The organism is Streptomyces sp. NPDC051909 (genome assembly GCF_040681095.1).
Taxonomy (GTDB): domain Bacteria; phylum Actinomycetota; class Actinomycetes; order Streptomycetales; family Streptomycetaceae; genus Streptomyces.
Genome location: NZ_JBFAYA010000004.1, coordinates 221,278 through 243,864 on the forward strand (window position 1 = coordinate 221,278; position 22,587 = coordinate 243,864).

General features: G+C 73.3%; 20 protein-coding genes and 1 pseudogene. 12 read left to right on the forward strand and 9 right to left on the reverse strand.

Features of this window, described 5'->3' with window-relative positions:
* Window positions 1-14 precede the first annotated feature (14 nt).
* Window positions 15-1,244 (forward strand): VWA-like domain-containing protein, encoded by a 1,230-nt coding sequence (locus AB0M18_RS08535; protein ID WP_365756057.1) that lies wholly within the window; start codon window positions 15-17, stop codon window positions 1,242-1,244.
* A gap of 14 nt (window positions 1,245-1,258) precedes the next feature.
* On the opposite strand, the gene AB0M18_RS08540 is transcribed toward AB0M18_RS08535, so the two are convergent.
* The gene (locus AB0M18_RS08540; protein WP_365756058.1) at window positions 1,259-1,693 is read right to left on the reverse strand and encodes a VOC family protein; all 435 of its coding nucleotides are present in this window, start codon (window positions 1,691-1,693) and stop codon (window positions 1,259-1,261) included.
* A 76-nt stretch (window positions 1,694-1,769) separates the two neighbouring features.
* Between AB0M18_RS08540 and AB0M18_RS08545 the strand changes: the two genes are divergently transcribed.
* Together AB0M18_RS08545 and AB0M18_RS08550 are read left to right on the forward strand one after the other, a co-directional pair.
* Window positions 1,770-2,450 carry a 2-phosphosulfolactate phosphatase gene (locus tag AB0M18_RS08545; protein ID WP_365756059.1) on the forward strand — a complete coding sequence of 227 codons (681 nt, stop codon included), beginning with the start codon at window positions 1,770-1,772 and terminating at the stop codon, window positions 2,448-2,450.
* Between the two features lie 74 nt (window positions 2,451-2,524).
* Window positions 2,525-3,307 (forward strand): SAM-dependent methyltransferase, encoded by a 783-nt coding sequence (locus AB0M18_RS08550; RefSeq protein WP_365756060.1) that lies wholly within the window; start codon window positions 2,525-2,527, stop codon window positions 3,305-3,307.
* 12 nt (window positions 3,308-3,319) lie between these two features.
* Here AB0M18_RS08550 and AB0M18_RS08555 read toward each other — a convergent pair.
* The 5 genes and pseudogenes from AB0M18_RS08555 to AB0M18_RS08575 all read right to left on the reverse strand — a co-directional run.
* Window positions 3,320-3,502 (reverse strand): annotated as a pseudogene (locus AB0M18_RS08555) (coagulation factor 5/8 type domain-containing protein); the annotation flags it as partial.
* A gap of 64 nt (window positions 3,503-3,566) precedes the next feature.
* Window positions 3,567-4,943 (reverse strand): GH1 family beta-glucosidase, encoded by a 1,377-nt coding sequence (locus AB0M18_RS08560; protein WP_365756061.1) that lies wholly within the window; start codon window positions 4,941-4,943, stop codon window positions 3,567-3,569.
* A gap of 65 nt (window positions 4,944-5,008) precedes the next feature.
* Window positions 5,009-5,848 (reverse strand): carbohydrate ABC transporter permease, encoded by an 840-nt coding sequence (locus AB0M18_RS08565; protein ID WP_365756237.1) that lies wholly within the window; start codon window positions 5,846-5,848, stop codon window positions 5,009-5,011.
* 19 nt (window positions 5,849-5,867) lie between these two features.
* Complete coding sequence (locus AB0M18_RS08570) at window positions 5,868-6,860, reverse strand: sugar ABC transporter permease (protein ID WP_365756062.1); 993 nt, start codon at window positions 6,858-6,860, stop codon at window positions 5,868-5,870.
* A 12-nt stretch (window positions 6,861-6,872) separates the two neighbouring features.
* On the reverse strand, window positions 6,873-8,192 hold the full coding sequence (locus AB0M18_RS08575) for an extracellular solute-binding protein (RefSeq protein ID WP_365756063.1): 1,320 nt from the start codon (window positions 8,190-8,192) through the stop codon (window positions 6,873-6,875).
* 170 nt (window positions 8,193-8,362) lie between these two features.
* Here AB0M18_RS08575 and AB0M18_RS08580 point away from each other — a divergent pair, with 170 nt between their 5' ends.
* From AB0M18_RS08580 to AB0M18_RS08605, 6 genes are all read left to right on the forward strand, one after another.
* Window positions 8,363-9,670, forward strand: coding sequence for an ROK family protein (locus AB0M18_RS08580; RefSeq protein ID WP_365756064.1), 1,308 nt, complete (start codon window positions 8,363-8,365; stop codon window positions 9,668-9,670).
* 164 nt (window positions 9,671-9,834) lie between these two features.
* Window positions 9,835-11,931, forward strand: coding sequence for a SpoIIE family protein phosphatase (locus tag AB0M18_RS08585; protein WP_365756238.1), 2,097 nt, complete (start codon window positions 9,835-9,837; stop codon window positions 11,929-11,931).
* Between the two features lie 76 nt (window positions 11,932-12,007).
* A complete protein-coding gene (locus AB0M18_RS08590; protein ID WP_365756065.1) occupies window positions 12,008-12,349 on the forward strand; it encodes an Hsp20 family protein in 342 nt (113 codons plus the stop codon).
* Window positions 12,350-12,399: 50 nt separating this feature from the next.
* A complete protein-coding gene (locus tag AB0M18_RS08595; protein ID WP_365756066.1) occupies window positions 12,400-12,999 on the forward strand; it encodes a hypothetical protein in 600 nt (199 codons plus the stop codon).
* Window positions 13,000-13,103: 104 nt separating this feature from the next.
* A complete protein-coding gene (locus AB0M18_RS08600) occupies window positions 13,104-13,877 on the forward strand; it encodes an HAD-IA family hydrolase (protein WP_365756067.1) in 774 nt (257 codons plus the stop codon).
* On the forward strand, window positions 13,874-16,264 hold the full coding sequence (locus tag AB0M18_RS08605) for a glycoside hydrolase family 65 protein (protein WP_365756068.1): 2,391 nt from the start codon (window positions 13,874-13,876) through the stop codon (window positions 16,262-16,264). The genes AB0M18_RS08600 and AB0M18_RS08605 overlap by 4 nt, the downstream gene beginning before the upstream one ends.
* 61 nt (window positions 16,265-16,325) lie before the next feature.
* Here the strand turns inward: AB0M18_RS08605 and AB0M18_RS08610 are convergent, their stop codons facing one another.
* Window positions 16,326-16,838, reverse strand: coding sequence for a GNAT family protein (locus tag AB0M18_RS08610; protein WP_365756069.1), 513 nt, complete (start codon window positions 16,836-16,838; stop codon window positions 16,326-16,328).
* A 174-nt stretch (window positions 16,839-17,012) separates the two neighbouring features.
* On the opposite strand from AB0M18_RS08610, the gene AB0M18_RS08615 reads away from it, so the two are divergent.
* Entirely contained in the window at window positions 17,013-18,389 is a 1,377-nt protein-coding gene (locus tag AB0M18_RS08615; RefSeq protein WP_365756070.1) for an MFS transporter, read from the forward strand.
* A 69-nt stretch (window positions 18,390-18,458) separates the two neighbouring features.
* On the opposite strand, the gene AB0M18_RS08620 is transcribed toward AB0M18_RS08615, so the two are convergent.
* Together AB0M18_RS08620 and AB0M18_RS08625 are read right to left on the reverse strand one after the other, a co-directional pair.
* The gene (locus AB0M18_RS08620; RefSeq protein WP_365756071.1) at window positions 18,459-19,199 is read right to left on the reverse strand and encodes an alpha/beta hydrolase; all 741 of its coding nucleotides are present in this window, start codon (window positions 19,197-19,199) and stop codon (window positions 18,459-18,461) included.
* A gap of 207 nt (window positions 19,200-19,406) precedes the next feature.
* The gene (locus AB0M18_RS08625) at window positions 19,407-21,155 is read right to left on the reverse strand and encodes a VanW family protein (protein WP_365756072.1); all 1,749 of its coding nucleotides are present in this window, start codon (window positions 21,153-21,155) and stop codon (window positions 19,407-19,409) included.
* Between the two features lie 211 nt (window positions 21,156-21,366).
* On the opposite strand from AB0M18_RS08625, the gene AB0M18_RS08630 reads away from it, so the two are divergent.
* Window positions 21,367-22,140: an IclR family transcriptional regulator C-terminal domain-containing protein gene (locus AB0M18_RS08630; RefSeq protein ID WP_365756073.1), complete on the forward strand. Its 774-nt coding sequence runs from the start codon at window positions 21,367-21,369 to the stop codon at window positions 22,138-22,140.
* A gap of 45 nt (window positions 22,141-22,185) precedes the next feature.
* Window positions 22,186-22,506 carry a putative quinol monooxygenase gene (locus AB0M18_RS08635; RefSeq protein ID WP_365756074.1) on the forward strand — a complete coding sequence of 107 codons (321 nt, stop codon included), beginning with the start codon at window positions 22,186-22,188 and terminating at the stop codon, window positions 22,504-22,506.
* Window positions 22,507-22,587 lie beyond the last annotated feature (81 nt).

The window sequence follows — 22,587 nt, forward strand, 5'->3', positions numbered from 1 at the left end:
CCGGCGCCGACGACGTGACCGCGACCCGTGGGGGAGCTGCCGTACCGGACGAAGCCGTACCGGAGCTCGACCGCGCCAAGCTGCTCGCCGCGCGCTACAAGGCCGCCGAGGCCCGCCCGTATCTCGCCTCCGCCCTCTACGCCCTGACGATCGTTCCCAGCCGCGCGGTCCGCACCATGGCCGTCGACCGGCACTGGCGCTGCTACGTCTCACCCGCCTTCGTCGAGGCCACCACCATCGAGGAACTGGCCGGTGTGTGGATCCACGAGTCGGCCCACCTCCTGCGCGACCACCACGGCCGGGCGGAGCGACTGCCCGCGGCCGACCAGCGCGACCGGCTGCGGATCAACATCGCCCAGGACTGCGAGATCAACGACGACCTGCTCGCCGACGGACTGCGCCTGCCCGAAGGGCGCATGGAGCCACGCCTCTTCGGCCTGCCCGTCGGCGGACTCTTCGAGGAGTACGTGCCGGGGATCCCCGCCACCCCGCCACACGCGCTCGACTGCGGCTCCGGCGCGCACGGCGTCCCGGCCCCCTGGGACCTCGGGCAGGGCGGCGCCGACGCCGCCGGCGGGCTCAGCCCCGTCGAGGCCGAGGCCCTGCGCCGCCAGACCGCCGAGGCGATCCGCGCCCACCAGCGCTCCCGCGGCTCGGTCCCGGGCGGCTGGCGCCGCTGGGCCGAACAGACCCTCGAACCGGTCGTCGACTGGCGCAAGGCGCTCACCGGAGCCGTCCGCGAGGCCGCCGCGTGGGCGGGCGGCGCGGTCGACTACACCTACCGGCGCCCCTCGCGCCGTACCCCCGCGCTCGGCGGCCGGGTCGTGCTGCCCAGCCTGCGCCGTCCGCTGCCGCGGGTCGCCGTCGTCGTCGACACGTCCGGCTCGATGGGCGACGACGACCTCGCCTCGGCCCTCGCGGAGGTCACGGGTGTGCTGCGCGAGGTCGGCATCGGCGGCAACCGGGTCGCCGTCCTCGCCTGCGACGCCGACGTGCAGGCCGTCGCCCGGGTCACCGCCGTCGACCAGGTCGAACTCGCCGGCGGTGGCGGCACCGACATGACCGTCGGCATCCGCGCCGCACTCGCCGCGCCCGAGCCCCCGCAGATCGTGGTCGTCCTGACCGACGGTTACACGCCCTGGCCAGAGGAGCCCGTCGGCTGCCGGCTGATCGTCGCCCTGATCGGACCGGCCGCGCCCGAGCCCCCGGCCTGGGCGGAGACCGTACGGATCACCCCGGGCTGACCGTCGGCCGACGGTCAGTCGAGGCAGAACTCGTTGCCCTCGATGTCCTGCATGTTGATGCACGACTCGTTCACTCCGTCGGCGTGCAGCACGCGCAGGCACGTCGCGCCGAGCGCGACCAGGCGGTCGCACTCGGCCTGGAGCGTCGCCAGGCGCTCCTCACCCACGAGCCCGGTACCGACCCGTACGTCGAGATGCACCCGGTTCTTGACCACCTTGCCCTCGGGCACGCGCTGGAACAGCACCCGCGGGCCCACACCGGTGGGATCGCTGCACGCGAAATACCGGGTCTCGTCCTCGGTCGGCCCGGAGGCGTTGAACGCGTCCCACGAGGCGAACCCCTCCGGCGGCGGGGGAAGGACGTATCCCAGCACCTCACACCAGAAGGCGGCGAGGCGCTGCGGTTCCGCGCAGTCGACGGTGACCTGGAATTCCTTGATCGATGCCATCCGCGCACCGTAGCAGCGGGGACTCGGTCGCTCATTCTGTTTTCCGACACCCGAACGGGTGCGCGATCATGGGCGGATGGACGCTCGTTTCCTCGGCATCGCCGAGCTGACCGAAACCCCGTCGACGGCCGTCGTGATCGACGTCATGCGCGCGTATACGGTGGCCGCCTGGGCCTTCGCCCGGGGCGCGGAGAGGATCGTCCTCGCCCAGTCGCTGAACGACGCCCTGGCGCTCAAGGCCCGCCACCCCGAGTGGGTGGCCCTCAAGGACGGCGCCCCGGCGCCCGGCTTCGACGCCGTCAACTCCCCGGCCCTGCTGCGCTCCGCCGACCTCGGCGGACGCACCGTCGTGCAGAAGACCACGGCGGGCACGGTCGGCGCCCTCGCGGTCAAGGACGCGTCACTCGTGCTGTGCGCCGCCTTCGTGGTGGCCGAGGCGACGGCCCGGCTGCTGCGGGCCCGCGAGTGCGCCGGCGTCACCTTCGTGGTCACCGGCGAGGACGGCCGCGCCGAGGAAGACCTCGCCTGCGCCCAGTACATCGCCCGGCGAACCACCGGCCCCGGCCCGGACCCGGCCGACTTCCTCCGCCGAGCCCGCGAGTCGCGCGCCGCCGCCGAACTGGCACAGGGCATCCGCGAGGGCGCCCACCCCGACGACGTCGCCCTCTGCCTCGAACTCGACCGCTTCCCCTTCGCCATGGCGGCGGCCCAGGAGGACGGCCTCACGGTCCTGCGCCCGTACGCCGTGCCGACCTGATCGGCATGAGGGGGTGCGGGACAAATCGGCGTTCAGACAAGGGAGTTGCCGAGGTACTGCGATACGTTGGAGGCGTGACCGACATCGAATCGCGTATCGACACGTCCCGGCCGCACACCGCCCGGATCTGGAACTACTGGACCGGCGGGAAGGACAACTATCCGGTCGACCGGGAGGCGGGGGACCGGATTCGGGAGTTGCATCCCGGGATCGGGGAGTACGCGAAGGCGGACCGGCTGTTTCTGGGGCGGGCCGTGCGGTATCTGGCCGGGGAGCGGGGGATCCGGCAGTTCCTGGACATCGGGACGGGGCTGCCGAGCTCCGACAACACGCACGAGGTCGCCCAGCGCATCGCGCCCGAGGCACGGGTCGTGTACGTGGACAACGACCCGCTCGTCCTCGCGCACGCCCGGGCCCTGCTCGTCGGAACGCCCGAGGGGCGCACCGACTACCTGGACGCCGACCTGCGGGACGTCGACACGATCCTGGGCGCCGCGGCGAAGACGCTGGACCTCTCGCAGCCGGTCGCGCTGATGCTGCTCGGGGTCGTCATCTTCGTGGAGGACGACGAGGAGTCGTACGCGATCGTCCGCCGCCTCATGGACGCGCTCGCCCCCGGCAGCCATCTCGTCCTGTCCCACACGGTCACCCACCCCGACATGCCGGACGTCGACGCGGCGGTGGCGTTCTGGAACGAACACGGCACCCCGAGGCTCACCCAGCGCACCCCCGAGGCGATCGCGCGCTACTTCGACGGCCTGGAGCTGCTCGACCCCGGGGTGGTGTCCTGCTCGGCGTGGCGGCCGGAGACGGCGGCGCCGGACGTCGCGATGTACGCGGGCGTCGGACGCAGGTGATGCTCCGGCGCCGTTGATGACGTGCTCGAACTGGCCGTTGCCGCCGAGCGAGACGGTGAGCAGGCCGTGGAACCTCACGCCGGGCTTCACCGGGGCCTTGAAGCCGTGGTCCTGACGGATCGTCGGGTCGAGGTCGTGGTAGCAGTAGCTGCCGAGGCCCCAGCCCTCGTGGGTGGTGACGGAGTCGTCGACGCGGCGCCTGCGGCGCGAGACCACCCGGCCGCGGGCCGGGGCCCGCGTCTCGGGTGGGGGCAGGGGGTCAGCCGTTCTGCGCCCGGTGGGCGCGGATGATGTCGGCGTACCGCCGGCCGCTCGTCTTCACGGTCCGGCGCTGGGTGGCGTAGTCGACGTGGACGAGCCCGAAGCGCTTGTCGTAGCCGTAGGCCCACTCGAAGTTGTCGAGCAGGGACCAGGCGTAGTACCCGGCCAGCGGGGCGCCCTTGCGCAGCGCGCGGGCGCAGGCCGAGAGGTGCTGCTCCAGGTAGCGGGTGCGGTCCGGGTCGTGCACCTCGCCGTCGGGGCCGACGATGTCGGGGAAGGCCGAGCCGTTCTCGGTGACGTACATCCTCCGCACGCCGTAGTCCTGGGTGAGGCGGAGCAGGAAGGCCTCCAGGCCGCCGGCGTCGATCTGCCAGTCCATACCGGTGCGCGGCACGTCGGGCAGGCGCACGGCACGGGCGTGGGGGACGGGCCCGGCCGGGTCGTCGGCGACGGTCTCGGGGAAGTAGTAGTTGAGGCCGTGCCAGTCGAGCGGGGCCGAGATCAGCTCCAGGTCGCCGGGCTGCTCCGGCAGCTCCACCCCGTACAGCTCGCGCATGTCGGCGGGGAAGCCGCGCCCGTACACCGGGTCGAGCCACCAGCGGTTGCTGTGCCCGTCGGCGCGGCGGGCGGCGGCGATGTCCTCGGGGCGGGTGGAGGCCGGGGTGATGGTGGAGTGGTTGGTGACCAGGCCGACCTGGGCGCCGGGGGCGGCGGCGCGGACCGCCGCGGTGGCGAGACCGTGGCCGAGGAGCAGGTGGTACGAGGCGCGGACGGCGGCCGTCAGGTCCGTGAGGCCCGGCGCCATCCGGCCCTCCAGGTGCCCGATCCAGGCCGAGCAGAGCGGCTCGTTGAGGGTGGCCCACCGGGTGACCCGGTCGCCGAGTCGGCCCGCGACGACGCCGGCGTGGTCGGCGAGGCGCTCGGCGGTCTCGCGGACCGTCCAGCCGCCGCGGTCCTGCAGCGCCTGCGGCAGGTCCCAGTGGTAGAGGGTGACGTTGGGGGTGATGCCGGCGTCGAGGAGGCCGTCGACGAGCCGGTCGTAGAAGTCGAGCCCGGCCCGGTTGACGGGTCCGTCGCCGCCCGGGACGACGCGGGGCCAGGCGACGGACATCCGGTACGTGTCGGTGCCGAGCTCCTTCATCAGGGCGATGTCCTCGGGCCAGCGGTGGTAGTGGTCGCAGGCCGTGTCGCCGTGGTCGCCGTTGTCGATCGCGCCGGGGACGCGGGAGAAGGTGTCCCAGATGGAGGGGGCGCGGCCGTCCTCGGCGACGGCGCCCTCGATCTGGTAGGCGGAGGTGGCCGTGCCCCAGGTGAAGCCGGCGGGGAAGGCCGCCAGGTCGAGCGTGCCGTGGTCGGTGGAGTGGGAGTCTGACAACGGGAACCTCTTCGTGACGAGCGGCCGGGGGCCGGCGACGGGAGCGTCGGACGCTGCGGGGCGGGTCACTTGACCGCGCCCGCGGTCAGGCCGGCGACGAGATAGCGCTGCAGGAGCAGGAACCCGGCGACGACGGGCACGCTCACCACGAGGGAGGCGGCCATCACCTGGTTCCAGTAGACGTCGTTCTGCGAGGCGTAGCCCTGGAGGCCGACGGCGAGGGTGCGGGTGGTGTCGTTGGTCATGACGGAGGCGAAGAGGACCTCGCCCCAGGCGGTCATGAAGGCGTAGACGGCGACGGCGACGATGCCGGGCAGGGCGGCGGGCACGATCACCCGGAAGAGCGCCCCGACCGGGCCGCAGCCGTCGACCTTGGCGGCCTCGTCGAGCTCGCGGGGGATCGAGTCGAAGTATCCCGTGAGCATCCAGAGGGAGAAGGGCAGCGAGAAGGTCAGATAGGTGAGGATCAGGCCCTCGCGCGAGCCGAAGAGGGCGATGCCGGTGGCGTTGCCGATGTTGACGTAGATGAGGAAGAGCGGCAGCAGGAAGAGGATGCCGGGGAACATCTGCGTCGACAGGACGGTGACGGTGAAGACGCGCTTGCCCCGGAAGTCGTAACGGCTGACGGCGTACGCGGCGAAGATCGCCACGGCCACGGAGAGGACGGTCGCCGCGCCCGCCACGGCCAGGGAGTTCAGGAAGTAGTCGGCGAGCGGGACGGTGTCCCAGATGTCGAGGTACGGGCGGAGCGTGAGCCCGGACGGGATCCACTCGAACCTGCCCGACACGTCCTCCAGGGGCTTCAGGGAGCTGGAGATCATCACGTACAGCGGCAGCAGCACGAAGCCGGTGAGCAGGGTGAGGAAGATCCGCCGGGTCCAGAGGAAGGAGCGGGGGGCGGCCATGGGGGAGCGGGGGGCGCGCTCAGGCATCGGAGGCCTTCCTTCCCCGGGTGGTGAGCAGGAGGTAGCCGCCCGTGACGAGGAGCAGGAAGAGCAGGAGCAGCACGGACATCGCCGATCCGGTGCCGAAGTTCCACGTGAGGAAGGACGACTGGTAGATGTGCAGGGAGATCAGGTCCGCCGCTTCGGGCGCCGCCTTGCCGAAGAGCACGAAGGGCGTGTTGAAGTCGTTGAAGGTCCACAGGAAGAGGACCAGGACGAGGACCTGGTTGACCTGGCGCAGGGACGGCAGGGTGATGTGGCGGATCTGCTTCCACACGCCGGCCCCGTCGAGGGCGGCCGCCTCGTACATGTCCCGGGGGATGTTCTGCAGACCGGCCATGACGGTCAGGAAGGCGAAGGGCCAGCCCTTCCACACGGAGACGGTGAGCAGGGCCCAGAAGCTGTTGTCGCCGAGGAGCCAGAAGGCGGGGCTGTCGCCGATGCCGAGCTGGTCGTGTAGCACGTGGTTGATCAGGCCGTTGTCCCGCTGGAACATGAACGCCCAGGTGATGACGGCGGCGTAGACCGGCAGGGCGTAGGGGACGAGGAAGAGGGTCCGCAGGAGGCCGCGGCCGCGGAAGTTCTCCTGGAGGAAGACGGCGGCGGCCGTGCCGAGGAACCAGCACAGGGCGACCGACGCCAGGGTGAACAGGCAGGTGGTGAAGAAGGACCTCAGCAGGTCCTGGCCGACGGGCGCGTCGAAGTCGATCGAGACGCGGTAGTTGTCGAGGCCGGCCCAGGGCGCGGACGACCAGTCCCGGATGAAGAACTGGGTGAGCTCCTTGAAGCTCATGCCGATGCCCATGAGCATCGGGACGAGGTGGACGAGGAGTTCGAGGACGAGCGCGGGGAGCAGCAGCAGGTACGGGAGGGCGATGCGGCGGCGCCCGGAGCGGCGCTGTGCGGGCGCCGCTCCGGGTCCGGCCGTGCGCACCGCGCGCTCACGTGGCCGAGTGACGGCGGTCTGGGTCATGTCCGGTGCTGCCTACTTCTTCGGCATCTGCTGCTGGGCCTTGTCGAGCTTGGCCTTCACGGACTCGGTGGTGACGGGCCGGCCGGCGGCGGCGTCGGCGAAGAGGTCCTTCACGGCGGTGCCGACGACGGTCTCGAACTGTGACTCCTCGGGGACCTGCGGCAGGGCGGAGGCGCTCTTGGCGAGCGTCTCGCGGATGACCGCGAGCGAGGCCGTGTTGAAGGCGGGGTCCTCCTGCGCGGCCTTGACCGGGGGGATGGAGCCGTAGGTCTTGTTGAGGAGGACCTGCTCCTCGTCGCTGGTCATGAACTTCACGAACTTCAGCGCGCCGTCGAGGTTCTTGGTGTTCTTGAAGACGGAGATGTTGATGCCGGCGACCATGGAGTTGGTCTGGGCGCCCTGGCCGGGGGTGCCGGAGGCGACGGGGGCCGGGACGACGCCCCACTGGTCCTCGGACATGCCCTGGGCGGCGAAGGTCTGCTGGGGGGTCTGCCACAGGACCATGCCGGTGCGGTTCTTGGCGAAGTCGGACAGCGACTGGTTCTGGGCGTACTCGGCGTTGCCGGGCGCGACGATCCTGGCGCCGGCCATCAGGTCGACGTACTGCTTGACGGCGGCGACGGCCCCCTCGGAGGTGAAGTCGGCCTTGCCGTCGGGGGTGAAGAAGTCGGCGCCGTGCTGCTTGCCGAGCACGAAGACCTGGTGGATGTTGTTGGACAGGTTGGCGCCCTCGACGCCGATGCCCCACCTGCCGTCCTTGCTGAGCTTCCTGCCGGCGGCCTCGACCTCGGCCCAGGTGGTCGGCGGCTTCGCTATGCCCGCGTCGGCGAACATCTTCTTGTTGTAGTAGAGCGCGTAGGCCATGGAGTAGAGCGGGACGGCGGCCGGGTCCTTGCCCGGGGCGCCGGTGGCGCCGAGGGCGGAGTCGACGAAGCGCTCCTTGCCGCCGATCGTGCCGAGGTTCTTCGCGTCCCAGGGCAGCAGGGCGCCGGTGGACTGGAGCGAGGAACTCCAGGTGTTGCCGATGTTGAGGACGTCGGGGCCCTGGCCGGAGGTGGTGGCGGTGAGGATCCGGTTGAGCAGGTCGGACCAGGGGATGACCTCCAGCTTGACCTTGATGCCGGTCTGCTTCTCGAACTTGTCGAGCTCGGGCTGGAGGACCTTCTTGTCGGCCTCCAGGCTGGTGCCCTGGTTCGTGGCCCAGTAGGTGAGCGTCTTCGGCTGGGAGTTGGAGCCGCCCGAACCGTCGGCGGTGCCGCCGCCGCAGGCGGTGGCGGCGAGGACGAGGGCGAGCGTGACGGCACCGGTGACGGCGGCTCTGCTTGTGCGCATGGCTCCAGGGCCCTTTCAGGGACGACGGGAGGTCCGACACCGCGGGCGGTCCCGGCCGCCTCCGGTGACGGGGCTTAATTTAGGATGTGAGTTAAACCTCATGAGAAGGTCGCGTCAAGGCCTGGAATGCGGGTATGTTGCACCGAAGGACTTCAGAGACGGGAACCCACGTGCACGCGACAAGTGGCCGTACGGTGCGTGACCTGCGGCGCGAGAACCGCACCGCCGTACTGCGGAGGCTGTACTTCGACGGACCGATGAGCCGCCTCATGCTCGCGCCCGCGACCGGGCTCAGCTCCGGCTCCGTCAGCAACGTGGTCTCCGAACTCGTCGCCGAGGGACTCGTCGAGGAGGCCGGCAGCGTCGACTCGGCCGGCGGACGCCCCCAGACCCTGCTCCGGATCAGCCCCGACAGCGGCCGCATGATCGGCGTCGACGTCGGCGAGACCCGCGTCCGCGTCGAGCTCTTCGATCTCACCCTCGCCGAACTCGCCCGTACGGACCGGGCGTTGCCCAGTCGCGGGCCGCGCACCTCCCGCTACGACGTGGACCTGGTCGTCGCCCATGTCCGCGACGGCATCGCGGAGGTGCTGCGGGAGGCCGACGTGGCCCCCGACCGGCTCCTCGGCGTGGGCGTCGGCGTCCCCGGCATCGTCGCCCACACCGCCGACGACGGTGCCGTCGTCCACGGACAGACCGTCGGCTGGGACGCCGTCCCCTTCGAACGCCTCCTGCGCCGGACCGTGGACCTCCCCGCCACCGTCCCCTACCGGATCGACAACGGCGCCAAGACCCTCGGCCAGGCCGAGATGCGGTTCGGCGCCGGGCGCGGCGCCCGCAGCGCCGTCACCGTCCTCTTCGGCTCCGGCGTCGGCGCCTGTGTCGTCACCGACCCCCTCGGAGCCGGGCGCGCCCTCGAATGGGGCCACCTCACCGTCGACGTCCGGGGGCGCCGCTGCCGCTGCGGCGCCCGGGGCTGCCTGGAGGCGTACGCGGGAGCCGAGGCCCTGCTCGCCCGCTGGCGCGAGGCGGGCGGTACCCCGCCGGCGGACGCCGACGAGGAGACCGCCCTCACCGCCCTGCTCGCCGCCGCCCACCCCGCCGACCCGGACACCGCCCCCGATGCCACCGCCCTCGCCGTCCTCGAAGAGACCGCCGAGTACCTCGGCGCGGGCTTCGCCGACCTCATCAACCTCTTCCAGCCCGAACGGATCCTCGTCGGCGGCTGGGCCGGTCTCCAGCTCGGCGCCCGCTTCCTCGACACCGTCACCCGGTACGCGACCGAGTACGCCCTGCGCCATCCCGCGAGCCGCACCAGCGTGGGCCTCGGCACCCTGGGCCCCGAGGCGGTCACGGTCGGCGCGGCCCTTCTGCCGCTGGACGACTTCTTCGCCCGGGGCGGCCGCCGCCCCGAGACCACCCCGACCGTGCCGGCGCCCGCCTGGCGGACGGCGCTCGCGGACCGCGTCACCCCCTGACACCGCGGGCGAGGCCGAGGGCGTCGACGCCGGGCGCGCCCGGCTCCGGAGCCCCGCCGGCGGGGCCGCCGAGAACGCCGGCGCGACGAACCGGAAGGTTCGCGCCCATACTGAGGAGGACGGCAGCCGTCCCGGGGCGCGCAGGTACGGGAATCGGGGTGGCGATGCACGAGGTGCCCTTCGAGGAAGTGACCGCCGGCGCGGCCCGGGACGCGGGCGGATGGCTGGGGGCCCTGCCCGTCGCCGTGGTCGCCACCGGCGCGGACGGGACGATCGTCCGCTGGGACCACGCGGCGGAGGACCTGCTCGGCTACACCCCGCACGAGGTGCTCGGCCGGCACATCGCCGACCTGCTCCACCCCGGCGCCGACCGCAGCCTCGGCCGCTCGCTCTGGGAGGGCGCGGCCACCGGGCGCGGGGTCATGGGCGTGGTGACCGCCTGGCACAAGGAGGGGCACCCGCTGGACCTGGAGATCTGGGCGTGCCCCGTGCCGGCCCGGCACCGGGGCGGCACGACGGTCCTCGTCTTCGCCGCCGAGGCGGAGGCCGCACGCCGTATCCGCGGCTCGTCGGCCGTGTGGGACGGACTGTTCTCCCGGTCCCCGGTCGGCATCGCGGTCCTCGACACCCAGCTGCGGTTCCTCCGCGTCAACCCGGCCCTGGAGGCCATGAACGGCCTTCCGCAGGCCGCGCACATCGGGCGCCGGCTGGTCGAGATCCTCCCCGACGTCAACGCCGCGGACATGGAACGGTCCATGCGCCGGGCCCTGGAGGAGGGCAGGCCCGTCCTGGACTCCCGGCGTACCGGACGCACCCCGGCCGACCCGGACCACGACCATGTGTGGTCGGGCTCCTACGTCCGGCTCGAGGACGCCGACGGACGTCCGATCGGGGTGGCCGCCACTCTGATCGACATCACCACCAAGGAACAGGCACAGCTCGCGGCCGAAGCGGGCCGGCGCCACCTCGCCCTGGTCAACGAGGCCACCCTCAAGATCGGCACCAGCCTGGATCTGGAGCGCACCGCACAGGAACTCGCCGACGTCGCCGTTCCCGACCTCGCGGACGCGGTCACCGTCGACGTCCTGGAGACCCTGGTCGACGGCGGCGAGCTCGGAGGCGGCCTGGTCGGCGGAGCCACGCTGCGCCGGCTGGCCAAGGCGCCGCTCGCCGGCTCGCCCGTCACCGAGGTCCTCGTCCCGCTGGGACGCACTCTCACCTTTCCCGCCAACGCGCCGTACACCCGGGCGCTCGGCGCACGCCGTCCGTTCACCGTCGCCGAGTTCGACGAAGCGGCCATCGCCCCGGCGGCAGTCCACTCCTCCGCTCCCGCGGAGCTGCTCAGGCGGGGCGTGCACTCCTTCGTGATGGTCCCGCTGCTCGCCCGCGGCGTGGTGCTCGGCCTGGCCACCTTCTACCGGACCCGGCCCGTCGGCCCGTTCACCGAGGACGAGGTCGACCTGGCCGGCGAACTGGCGGCCCGCGCCGCCGTCTGCCTCGACAACGCGCGCCTCTACAGCCGTGAACACGACACCGCCGCCGTCCTGCAGCGCAGCATGCTGCCCCAGCACATCAGCCCGCCGCCGGGGATCGAGGTCGCCCACCGCTATCTGCCCGCCAGCGACGTCAACGAGGTCGGCGGCGACTGGTACGACGTCATCACCCTGGACGGCGGCAGAGCCGCCCTGGTCATCGGCGACGTGATGGGCCACGGCACGGTCGCCGCGGCGGTGATGGGACGGCTCGCCGCGAGCGTCAGGGCCCTCGCCCGTCTCGACCTCTCGCCCGAGGAACTGCTGTACCAGCTGGAGGCCGCCCTCAACGACCTCGCCGAGCCGATGCTCGCGACCTTCCTGTGCGTCGTGGTCGACCCGGCCACCGGCCTGTGCCGCATCACCCGCGCCGGTCACCCGCCCCCCGCCGCCGTCACGCCCGACGGCACCGTTCGCCTGCTCGACGTGCCGCCGGGCCTTCCGCTGGGCGTCGGCGGCATCCGCTTCACGACCACCGAGGTCACGCTGCCCCTCGGCAGTCTCCTCGTCCTGTACACCGACGGCCTCGTCGAGGCCCGCAACAGCGACATCGACGCCCGCCTCACCGAGCTGACCGGCCTCCTCGCCGAGCCCGCACCGTCCCTGACCGGTCTCTGCGACCGCCTGCTCACCCACCTCGTCCCGGCCTCCGCGGACGACGACATCGCGCTCCTCGTGGCCCGTATCAACACGCCGCCCGGGGCCGCGGGCACCGATTCCTCCCCCTGACCGGAGGCGGCCGAAGACCTGGAGGCCCGGGACGGCCCGTCCCGTCTTGGGCCGTTCGGCCCCTCTGTGCGACCGCTTGGGCACTGACCAGCGCGACCGGTCGGAGGGAGAGTGGGGACAGGAGGAACCGGACAGGAGAAGCGCGACGGGGGCAGCACGACAGGAGAGAACGATGACCGGACACAGGGTGGAACGCAGGCGCAGCCTCCTCCCCGCCGCGATCCCCGCCGACCGGGTCGACGCCTCGTACGCGAACGGGATCCTCACCGTCCGTGTCCCCACGCCCGAGGAGAACGGAACCGTGCGGACCATCCCCGTGAAGCGTACGGAGCGAGGGGCCCGGGCCCACCGCATCGGGGACGAACTCACCGACACCGCCCCTGGCACCGACACCGCCCCCGGCACCGGGGCCGACTGAGCCCGGCCCTGCCCCGTCCGGCGCACCACTCCGCCCGAGGGACGCCCGCCATGAACCGTCACGAGACCCCGGACCCGGACCACCCCGCCGCGCCGCTGCCCGGCGCGACGCCCGTCGCGAAGGCCGTCGTCGTCCTGGTGCTGTCGCTCGCCCTGATCTGCGGGGCGGTGGCCGCCGGCGTCCTCTGGAACGCCGGCGTGAGCGCCGACCGCGAGCTCGCCCTCCACCGCCACCGGGTCACGGCCACCACCACCGAGCCGGCCCAGGACCCGCCCGGCGCCGCCCGCTACGGCGCGGCCCCCCGGGCCGTCGCCCACGCCGTCTGGTCCTACCCGAAGGACGTCGACCGCTCCGGGACCGTCGACGTCCCGCCCCGGACGCCCCGAGGACAGCGGGTCCCCCTCTGGGTCGACGACACCGGCACCCCCGCCCGACCGCCGGGCGGCGCCGCGGAACGCGCGCTGACCTCGGTCTCCGGCGGCACCGTGGCGGCCGGCGCGGTCGCGGCCTGCGGGGCCGGCGCGCTGCTGCTCGTACGCCGCCGGGCCCGGGACCGCCGGTACGCCGCGTGGGAGCGCGAATGGGAACAGGTCGAACCGCTGTGGTCCGGCCGGCTGCGGCGCGGCGGCCCCGGGACCGGCGACGGCTGAGCGGGCCGGTCTCGGTGCGCTCGCCCGGGTGCTCCCGGTTGCGGCGCCGCCGGTTCGCGAAACCCTGGAAGAGAAGGCAGTCGACAAGGATCCGGGGTGACACCGTGAGCGGACCCGCGCCCTCCGCCCCGCCGCCGCGCGCCGTCGTCTTCGACACCGACGGGGTGCTGCTCGACTCGGCCAGGGTCCACGCGGCCGCCTGGAAGGCCGCCTTCGACCCCTGTCTGGCCGCCCGCACACGCGGCGGCGACGCGCAGCCGCCCTTCGACGCCGAGACCGAGTACCGCCGGTTCGTCGACGGGAGGTCCCGCCACGACGGGGCGGCGGCACTCCTGTCCGCCCGGGGCCTCGGCCTCCCCGAGGGGACGCCCGCCGATCCGCCCGGCTGCGACACCGTCTGGGCGATCGCCGCACGCAAGGAGAGGGCCTTCCGGGACCTGGTGGGGGCGCAGGGCGTGCCGGTCTTCCCGGACGCGGCGCCCGCCCTCGACGCGCTGCGCGCCGCGCGCGTCCCCTGCGCCGCCGTGTCGGCCTCCCGGCACGCCCGGGAGCTGCTCAGGGCCTCCGGCCTCGCCGGGCTGCTGCCCGTCATCGTGGACGGCGAGACCGCCGCCGGACTCGGTCTGGCCGGAAAGCCGGACCCCGCCCTGTTCCTGCACGCCGCCGCCCTCCTCGGGAGCCGTCCGGCCGACGCCGCGGTGGTCGAGGACGCGCTCGCCGGGGTCAGGGCGGCCCGCCGGGGGAGGTTCGGCCTCGTCGTCGGTCTCGACCGCACCCCGGACGCGAGCATGACCGGCCCGCTCCGCGAACAGGGCGCCGACCTCACGGTCGCCGATCTGACGCTGCTGGTCCGCGGCGTCTGGGGCGGGCGGGCGTGACCGCGGGCTGGAGCCTGCGCTACGACCGGTACGAGCCGGAGCGCGAGCGGCTCGTCGAGGCGCTCTGCGCGCTGGGCAACGGCCGCTTCGCCACCCGGGGCTCCGCGCCCGAGTGTCCGGCCGGCGCCACCCACTACCCGGGCACCTACCTGGCCGGCTGCTACGACCGCAGCGCCTCGGTCGTCGCGGGTGAGCGGGTGGAGAACGAGGACCTGGTCAACCTGCCGAACTGGACGCTGCTGCGCTACCGCTGCCTGCCGGACGACGGGCCGCCCGGCGAGTGGCTGACCCCCGCCTCCGGGGACCTGCGCCACTACGAGGTACGGCTCGACCTGCGCGGCGGAGTGCTCACACGGAGCCTGTTCTTCCAGGACGCCGAAGGGCGCGGGCTGCGCGTGGGCCACACCCGGATCGTCCACATGGGAGACCCCTGGCTCGCGGCACAGCGCACGCTGTTCCGCGCGTACGGGTGGAGCGGTGCCGTCGAGGTCGAGTCCGTCCTCGACGGCGCCGTCACGAACGCCGGCGTGGAGCGCTACCGGCACCTGGAGGGACGGCACCTCACCGGCCACCGGACCGGCTTCGAACCCGGCGGGGTCGCCTGGCTCACCTGCCGTACGACCGACCCGGGCCTCCTCGTCGCCCTCGCGGTCCGCACCGTCGTCCACCCCGACCGCACCGTCCGGGAGGCGTCCACGCCGACCGGGACCGTCCAGACGGTGCTCCTGCCCGTCGGCCACCACCGCTCGGCGAGCCTCGTGAAGACCCTGTCCCTGCGCACGTCGACGGACCGGCCCGCCGCCGAGCCCTGTGCGGCCGCCTGCGGCGAGGCGGCCCGCGCCCCGTCGTTCCCGCGGCTGGTCGCCACCCACCGGGCCTCCTGGGAAGGGCTCTGGCAGCAGGGGGAGTTGCACGTCCCCGGGGAGGCGGGCCGCATCCTCCGGCTGCACCTCTTCCATCTGCTGCAGACGCTCTCCCCGCACACCGCGGAGCTCGACGTGGGCGTCCCGGCGCGCGGTCTGCACGGCGAGGCCTACCGGGGCCACGTCTTCTGGGACGAGCTGTTCGTGCTGCCCTACCTCGACCTGCACTTCCCCGAGGTCGCCCGGTCCCTCCTCCGGTACCGGCACCGCCGGCTCCCGGCCGCACGCGAGGCGGCCCGCCTGGCCGGCGGCGTCGGGGCCATGTACCCGTGGCAGAGCGCGAGTTCGGGCCGGGAGGAGACCCAGGAACTGCACCTCAACCCACGCTCGGGCCGCTGGCTGCCCGACGTCACCCGGCTCCAGCGGCATGTGGGGTCGGCCGTCGCGTACAACGTCTGGCGGTACGCCCAGGCCACCGGCGACCTCGGCTTCCTGCACTCCGCCGGGGCCGAGATGCTCCTTGAGGTCGCCCGGTTCTGGGCGGGCTCGGCCGCGCTCGACCCGGCGCTCGGCCGCTACCGGATCCGCGGGGTGGTCGGCCCGGACGAGTACCACGACGCCTACCCCGGCACATCGGCCCCGGGCATCGACGACAACGCCTACACCAACGCGACCGCCGCCTGGGTGCTCGCCCGGGGACTCGACCTCCTCGACGGACTGCCCGCCGCCCGCCGCTCGGAGCTGCGCGAACGACTGGCCCTCGACGACACCGAGCTCGACCGCTGGCAGGACGTGTCCCGCCGTCTGTACCTGCCCTTCCACCGGGGCGTGGTGAGCCAGTTCGAGGGATACGGGGAGCTGACGGAGCTCGACTGGGACGCGTACCGCGCCCGGTACGGCGACATCCGCCGCCTCGACCGGATCCTGGAGGCGGAGGGCGACACGGTCAACCGCTACCAGGCGTCGAAACAGGCGGACACCCTCATGCTCGGCTACCTCTTCCGGCCCGAGGAGCTGCGCGGCCTGTTCGCCCGGCTCGACTACCGCCTGGACGACGAGATCTGGCGCGCGACCGTCGCGTACTACCTGCGCCGCACCAGCCACGGATCCACGCTCAGCAGCCTCGTCCACGGCTGGGTGCTCGCCCGGCAGCAGGGCGCCGACGCCTGGCGGTACTGCGAGGAGGCGCTCCTCGGCGATGTGGCCGACGTCCAGGGCGGCACCACCGGCGAGGGCATCCACCTCGGGGCGATGGCGGGGACGATCGACCTGGTGCAGCGCGGGATCACCGGCCTCGAAGCGGGCTCGGAGGGCCTCCGGGTCGCGCCGGTGACCCTGCGGGAGCTTCCGCGCTTCGCGTTCACCCTCTGCGCCGGCGGTCATCGCGGGGTGCGGGTACGGGTGCTGCCCGGGCGACTGGCCGTGCGCGTCCCGGCCGGGCCCTCGGCGCCGCTCACCGTCATGCTTCCGGGAGATCGGCGGTTCACCGTCACACCCGGGGAGGAGCGCTGGTTCCGCCTGTGACCCGGGGCTGTCTCCGGGGCCCGGGGCTCCTCCCCGTGGCCGCGTACGGTCAGGCGGTCGGTCAGCGGGTCAGCTCCTCGGCCAGGAGGTCCATCAGCAGGCCGTCGTGCCAGGTGCCGTCGGGGCCGCGCTCGTACCGCCGCATGACTCCGACGGGCCGGAAGCCGACCTTCGTGTAGCAGCGGATCGCGGCGGCGTTGTCGGCCGCGGGGTCGATGACCAGACGGTGGTAGCCGCGGTCGTCGACGAGGTGGCGGGCCAGTGTGCGTACGGCGTCGGTGCCCAGGCCGCCGTCGTGCACGGCGGGATCGAGGAAGACGTCGATACCGGCGTGCCGGTAGTCCGGATCCTCCTCGGAGTACCACTGGATCATGCCGATGATCCGCTCCTGGTGGAGAACGGTGAAGGCGTGGCTGTCGGGGTCCTGGAGGTCGGCGGCGATCTCGGCCTCCAGGTCCTCCCCGCCCTGCCACCGTGCCCGGACCTCGGGAGTGTCGCGGATGGCGGCCAAGGCGCGGATGTCCCCGGTGGCGGTGGGGCGGAGGACGACGAGGGCACCCTGCAGCACGGTCATGCCCCCGGACACTACGCGCCTCGCAGTCGGTGCCGACCCAGGACTCGGAATGGTGCCCCGGTGGATGCCCGGACGGCGAACTATGGTGTCCCACCACATACGCGGGTGACCTGCGTGTTTCTACGGTGTGGCGACACGTACACGTCCCCGTCATCCCGCTCGGAAGTGGTGCACATGGCCGCCGCAACACACGCTCCCACGCCCCCCGGCTCCCTCAAGCGCATCGTCGCCGCCAGCCTCATCGGCACGACCATCGAGTGGTACGACTTCTTCCTCTACGGGTCGGCCGCCGCCCTGGTGTTCAACAAGCTCTTCTTCCCCGAGTCCGACCCGCTGGTCGGGACGCTGCTTTCGTTCCTGACGTACGCCGTCGGGTTCGCCGCCCGGCCGCTCGGGGCGCTCGTGTTCGGGCACTACGGGGACCGGCTCGGGCGCAAGAAGCTGCTCGTGCTCAGCCTGCTGATGATGGGCGGGGCGACGTTCGCGATCGGACTGCTGCCCACGCACGCGACCGTGGGCTCCGCCGCGCCCGTGCTGCTCACCGTGCTGCGGCTCGTCCAGGGCTTCGCGCTCGGCGGGGAGTGGGGCGGGGCCGTACTGCTCGTGTCCGAGCACGGGGACGCGAAGCGGCGCGGGTTCTGGGCCTCCTGGCCGCAGACCGGCGCGCCGGCCGGGCAGTTGCTCGCGACCGGGGTGCTGTCCGCGCTGACCGCGCTGCTCTCGGACGCCGCCTTCACCTCGTGGGGCTGGCGGGTGCCGTTCCTGCTGTCCGGCGTGCTCGTGATGGTCGGCCTGTGGATCCGGCTCTCCGTCGACGAGTCGCCCGTCTTCAAGGCCGCGCTCGCCGCCGCCGAGGAGCGCAACGCTGCCGCCGCGCCGGCCGAGAAGACGCCGCTGGTCGCCGTCCTCAGGCACCACTGGCGCGACGTGCTGATCGCCATGGGCGCCCGCATGGCCGAGAACATCAGCTACTACGTCATCACCGCCTTCATCCTCGTCTACGCCACCACCCAGGTCGGCCTCTCCAAGCAGACCGCCCTCAACGCCGTCCTCATCGGCTCCGCGATCCACTTCGCGGTCATCCCGCTCTGGGGCGCGCTGTCCGACCGCATCGGGCGCCGGCCCGTCTACCTCGTCGGCGCCGTCGGCGTCGGCCTGTGGATGTTCCCCTTCTTCGCCCTCATCGACCAGGACTCCTTCGGCAGCCTGCTGCTCGCCGTCACGGTCGGCCTGATCCTGCACGGCGCCATGTACGCCCCGCAGGCGGCCTTCTTCTCCGAGATGTTCGCGACCCGGATGCGCTACTCCGGCGCCTCCATCGGCGCCCAGTTCTCCTCGGTCGCCGCCGGCGCCCCCGCGCCGCTGATCGCCGTCGCACTGCTCGACGAGTACGACAGCTCGACCCCGATCGCCCTCTACGTGATCGCCGCCGCGCTCCTCACGGTCGTCGCCGTCGCCTGCGCCCGAGAGACCCGGCACCGCGACCTCGCCGACGTCACCGACTCGGCGCCCCGTGCCGCCACCGCCGACTCGGTCCGCGTCGAGGCCTAGGGGGTGTCTCGTTCGTGATGGGCGGACATGCGAGAGGGCCCCGCTCTGCCGAGCGGGGCCCTCTCGACGTCACCTCAGGTGCCGGGTGAAGAACTCCGCCGCGGCGTCACCCGCGTACCGCGGGACGCCGGTGTGCCCGCCCATGTTGGCGTGCAGGGACTTCTCGTCGGAGCCGAAGGCGTCGAAGAGGTCCAGGGACGCCTGCCGGTCGTTCCCCTCGTCGTCCCACTGCAGCAGGACGTGCAGCGGGATGGTGACCCGGCGGGCCTCCTCGAACATGACGCGGGGCACGAGGCTGCCGGCGAAGAGGACGGCGGCCGCGACGCGCGGCTCGACCACCGCGAGGCGGACGCCGATGGAGATGATTCCCCCCGAGTACCCGACCGGGCCGCCGATCCCGGGCAGCGCGAGGAGGGCGTCGAGGGCGGACCGCCATTCCGGGACCGCCTGGTCGACGAGGGGCAGGACCAGGGCGTCGATGATCTCGTCGCCGACCGATTCGCCGGCCTCCATGGCCCGGCGCAGGTCGGCGCGGGCCCGGTCGGTGGCGGGCAGGCGCGGCCGGTCGCCGCTGCCGGGGAGCTCGATGGTGGCCGCGGAGAAGCCGTCCGCCGCGGCCTGCCGGGCCCGCGCCACCAGCCGGGGGTACATCCTGCCCAGTCCGAGCGGGGGGTGGCCGAGCAGGATCAGCGGCACCGGTGCGGACGTGGACGCCGATGCGGGCGTCCACAGGATGCCGGGGATGTCGCCGAGGGTGAACTCGCGCTCCACGACGCCGTCGTCGAGTCGCCGTTCGGAGGTGAAGTGCATGGTCGTGCCTTTCGGGAATGCGCTGGGCGGCGCTCCCGGACGACGACCTATCGCCCGACCGTGACCCCGGAGGAGAGCACCCATGTCGATACTGCGTTCACGGGTACCACCTCCTCGTTCTCTCGCACGGCCGCCTGAAAGCTAGCAGCGACGGCCGCGCTCGGCCAACGGGTTTCTCGCTCCCGGCCAAGTTCCGGAAGAGACGGCCTAGTCGCAGGTCACCTTGTCCCGCGGCGTGTAGTGCGTGTGGAAGGTCTCCCGCTTGACCTCCGTGCCGCCGTTCTTGAACACCCGGTCGACATTGATGTCGAAGCCCTCCAGCGGCTCCTGCACCTCGCACTTGTCCGCGAGCTTGCCCTTGCGCTCACCGGGCGGCGTGATGTTCGTGCGCGGGCCCGCGACCGCCTCGACCGAGTCGTACCTCTTCGTGCCGAGGAAGCTCACCGTCACCGACGAGTCCGTCGAACTCGCCTTGATGTAGATCGGCTTGCCCGTGTCGTTGCGGAACCTCAGGTCCAGCGTGCCCCACGCCACCGTGGCCTCCCGGCCGGCCGGGTAGCGCTCGATGTAGAAGGAGTGGGCGCCGTGCTCGATCGGGTGGACGCCGGCGAAGAACAGCGCGTTGTAGACCGTGGTCGCGACCGCCGAGACACCGCCCCCGGGGGCCTTCTGGTACTGACCGTCCATGATCATGGTGCCGTCGACGAAGCCGTTCGCCTCGGTGCGCTCGCCGACGGTGCGGTTGAAGCTCCACACCTCGCCCGGCCGCACGACGGAGCCGTTGATCAGCTCGACCGCCCGGCCGATGTTGGTCGTGCGGTACGGCGCGGTCGGGAAGTTCACCGTGAAGGTCGACATCTGCTCGGTGATGCCGAGCCGCGCCAGCGACTCCGCCGACACCTTGGGCTGCGTCACGGTGGTGGCGACCGCCGCCGTACGGGCCGCGGCGCCCTGCCTGGTGAGCAGCGGCCGTACGGCGCGGCCCAGGGCGTCCGAGGAGACCTGGCGGCCGGGGCGGCCGTCCTGCTCCACCACGACCTTGCCGCCCCGCACGCCGAGGCGCCCCTCGACCGGGCCGCCGGTGAAGTCGTGCAGCGGGCGTGCCACGTCCGGGTCCCGCAGCAGGGACTTCGCGTCCAGGGCCGGGGTGAGCCGGCCGTTCTCGGCCTTCACGTCCAGGTGGTCGCCGAGGGTGGTGGCGGCGATCGACAGGCGCTTGTCGTCCGAGGTGAGGGTGACGGGGCCCGACATGGCGGGGTCCGCGAACTCCTTCACGAAGCGGGAGACCTCGGCGGCCCCCACCTTCGGGTGGGTCACGGAGACCGGGAGCACCACGGGCGCCGCGGCGCCGCCGCCGGCCCCGGGGTAGGCGGCGCGCAGCGCGTCGACGGCCTTGTCGGTGTCCAGGGCGCGCCCGTCCTGCGCCTGGGTGACGACCGGCCGGCCGTCCTTGAAGGAGACGGCGCCCTCGCGGACGGTGCGGTCCTGCTGCTTCGCGGTGGCGGCGAGCGCGGCCCTGGCCTTCGTACCGTCGAAGGAGACGACCGGTGCGACGTCCCGGCTGCCGGAGGAGAAGAGCCGGCCGATCACGGTGAGCGGGTCGCGGGACGGGTCGGCGGCGCGGTCCGCGGTGGCGGCCACGTCGACGGTCAGGCCGGCCGCGGCCGGATCGACGGTGGTCGTGGTGTCGCCGACGGCGACCCGTACCGGGTCCTTCCAGGCGGCGGGGGCGGCGTCGGTGAGCCGGGCGGCGGCCTCGGCGCGGCTCAGCCCGCCGATGTCGATCCCGTCGACCCGCGTGCCCTCGGAGATGTCGTCCCCGGCGACGGCGAGTCCCGCCACGTACAGTCCTCCGGCGGCGGCCGCGACCACGCCGGTCGCGATCGCCGCCTTGCGTATGCGGCCGCGGCGCCCGTTCGGGCCCGCGGCGGTGTGGTCGGTCGTGGAGCGGCGCACACACCCTCCCGGTGCGGTCAGGAAGTCAGGGGGAACCCCCGGTGGGACGCCGCCGGCCGGTGCCTGTACCGGAGCGTGCCGGAACCGTGGCCGGGCGTCCCGCGCTCGGGGGTATCCCTCGACGGTACGCCCATCCGGGGGATAGATCCAGATAGTCCCTTTTGTTCTCCGGGTGACGCTCCTCTCACTCCTCGGGAACTAAGGTGGATCGGTGCCCACGTCTCCGATCGGTCCCCAGTCCGTCGACCGCGCGCTCGCCCTCCTCGACGCCGTCGCGGACGCCGACCGGCCCGTCGCCGCCAAGACGCTGGCCCGGACCCTCGGCTGCGCCCTGTCGACCGTCTACCACCTCACCGGGCCGCTGATCGCCCGCGGCCACCTGGCCCGCACCCCCGAGGGCTACGTCCCCGGCCCCCGCGTCCCCGCCCTGCACCGCGCCTACCAGCGCCACCACGGCCTCGGCGCCCCGGTCGCCGAACTGCTCGGACAGCTGCGCCGCAGCGCCGACGCCGTCGCCTACTTCACCGCCTACCGCGACGGCCGGATCACCGTCGTCGACACCACCGCGCCGGTCACCGACACCGCCCACCCCTTCGCCCCCGGACCCGAGGCCCGCGCCCACGCCACCGCGCACGGCAAGGCCCTGCTCGCCGAACTGCCCCGGGCCGCCCGCCGCCGCTACCTCGACGCCCACGGCATGGCCCGCTTCACCGACCGGACGATCACCAGCCCGGAGCGCTTCGAGGCCGAGCTCGCCCGGGTCCGCGACCGGGGCTTCGCCGTCTCGGTGGGCGAGGCGGACCCCGCGTACACCTGTCTGGCCACCGCCCTGCCGCCGCTGCCCGGCGGCGACGGGACGGTGCGGGCGCTGTCCGTGTCGCTGCCCACCGCCGACTTCCGGCACCGGCACGGCGAGCTGCGCGCCGCCCTCGCCCGCGCCGTCCCTCTCTTCACGGCGAGCTTTCCGACCCTGCCGGAATCCTGAACCACACGAGTGGCCGCGGGCCCGGCCGCGCCGCACGATGAGCGCATGATCTTCATCGCCGTACGCTTCACCGTCCGCCCCGAGCACGCCGACGGCTGGCTCGACCGCGTCGCCGACTTCACCCGCGCCACCCGCGAGGAGCCCGGCAACCTCTTCTTCGACTGGTCGCGCAGCGTCGACGACCCGAACCGCTTCGTGCTCCTGGAGGCCTTCGCCGACACCGAGGCCGGCGCCGCGCACGTCGCCTCCGCGCACTTCAAGGCCGGACTCGCCACCATGGGCGAGGCCGTCGCCGCCACCCCGGAGATCATCAACGTCGAGGTGCCGCAGCAGGGCTGGGGCGCGATGGCCGAGCTCGCGCGCTGACGGCGGAGCCCGTCCTGCGGGTGCGGCGCCCTGCCGCACCCGCAAGACTGGACGGACACGACCTCCCGTCGGATCGGGGCG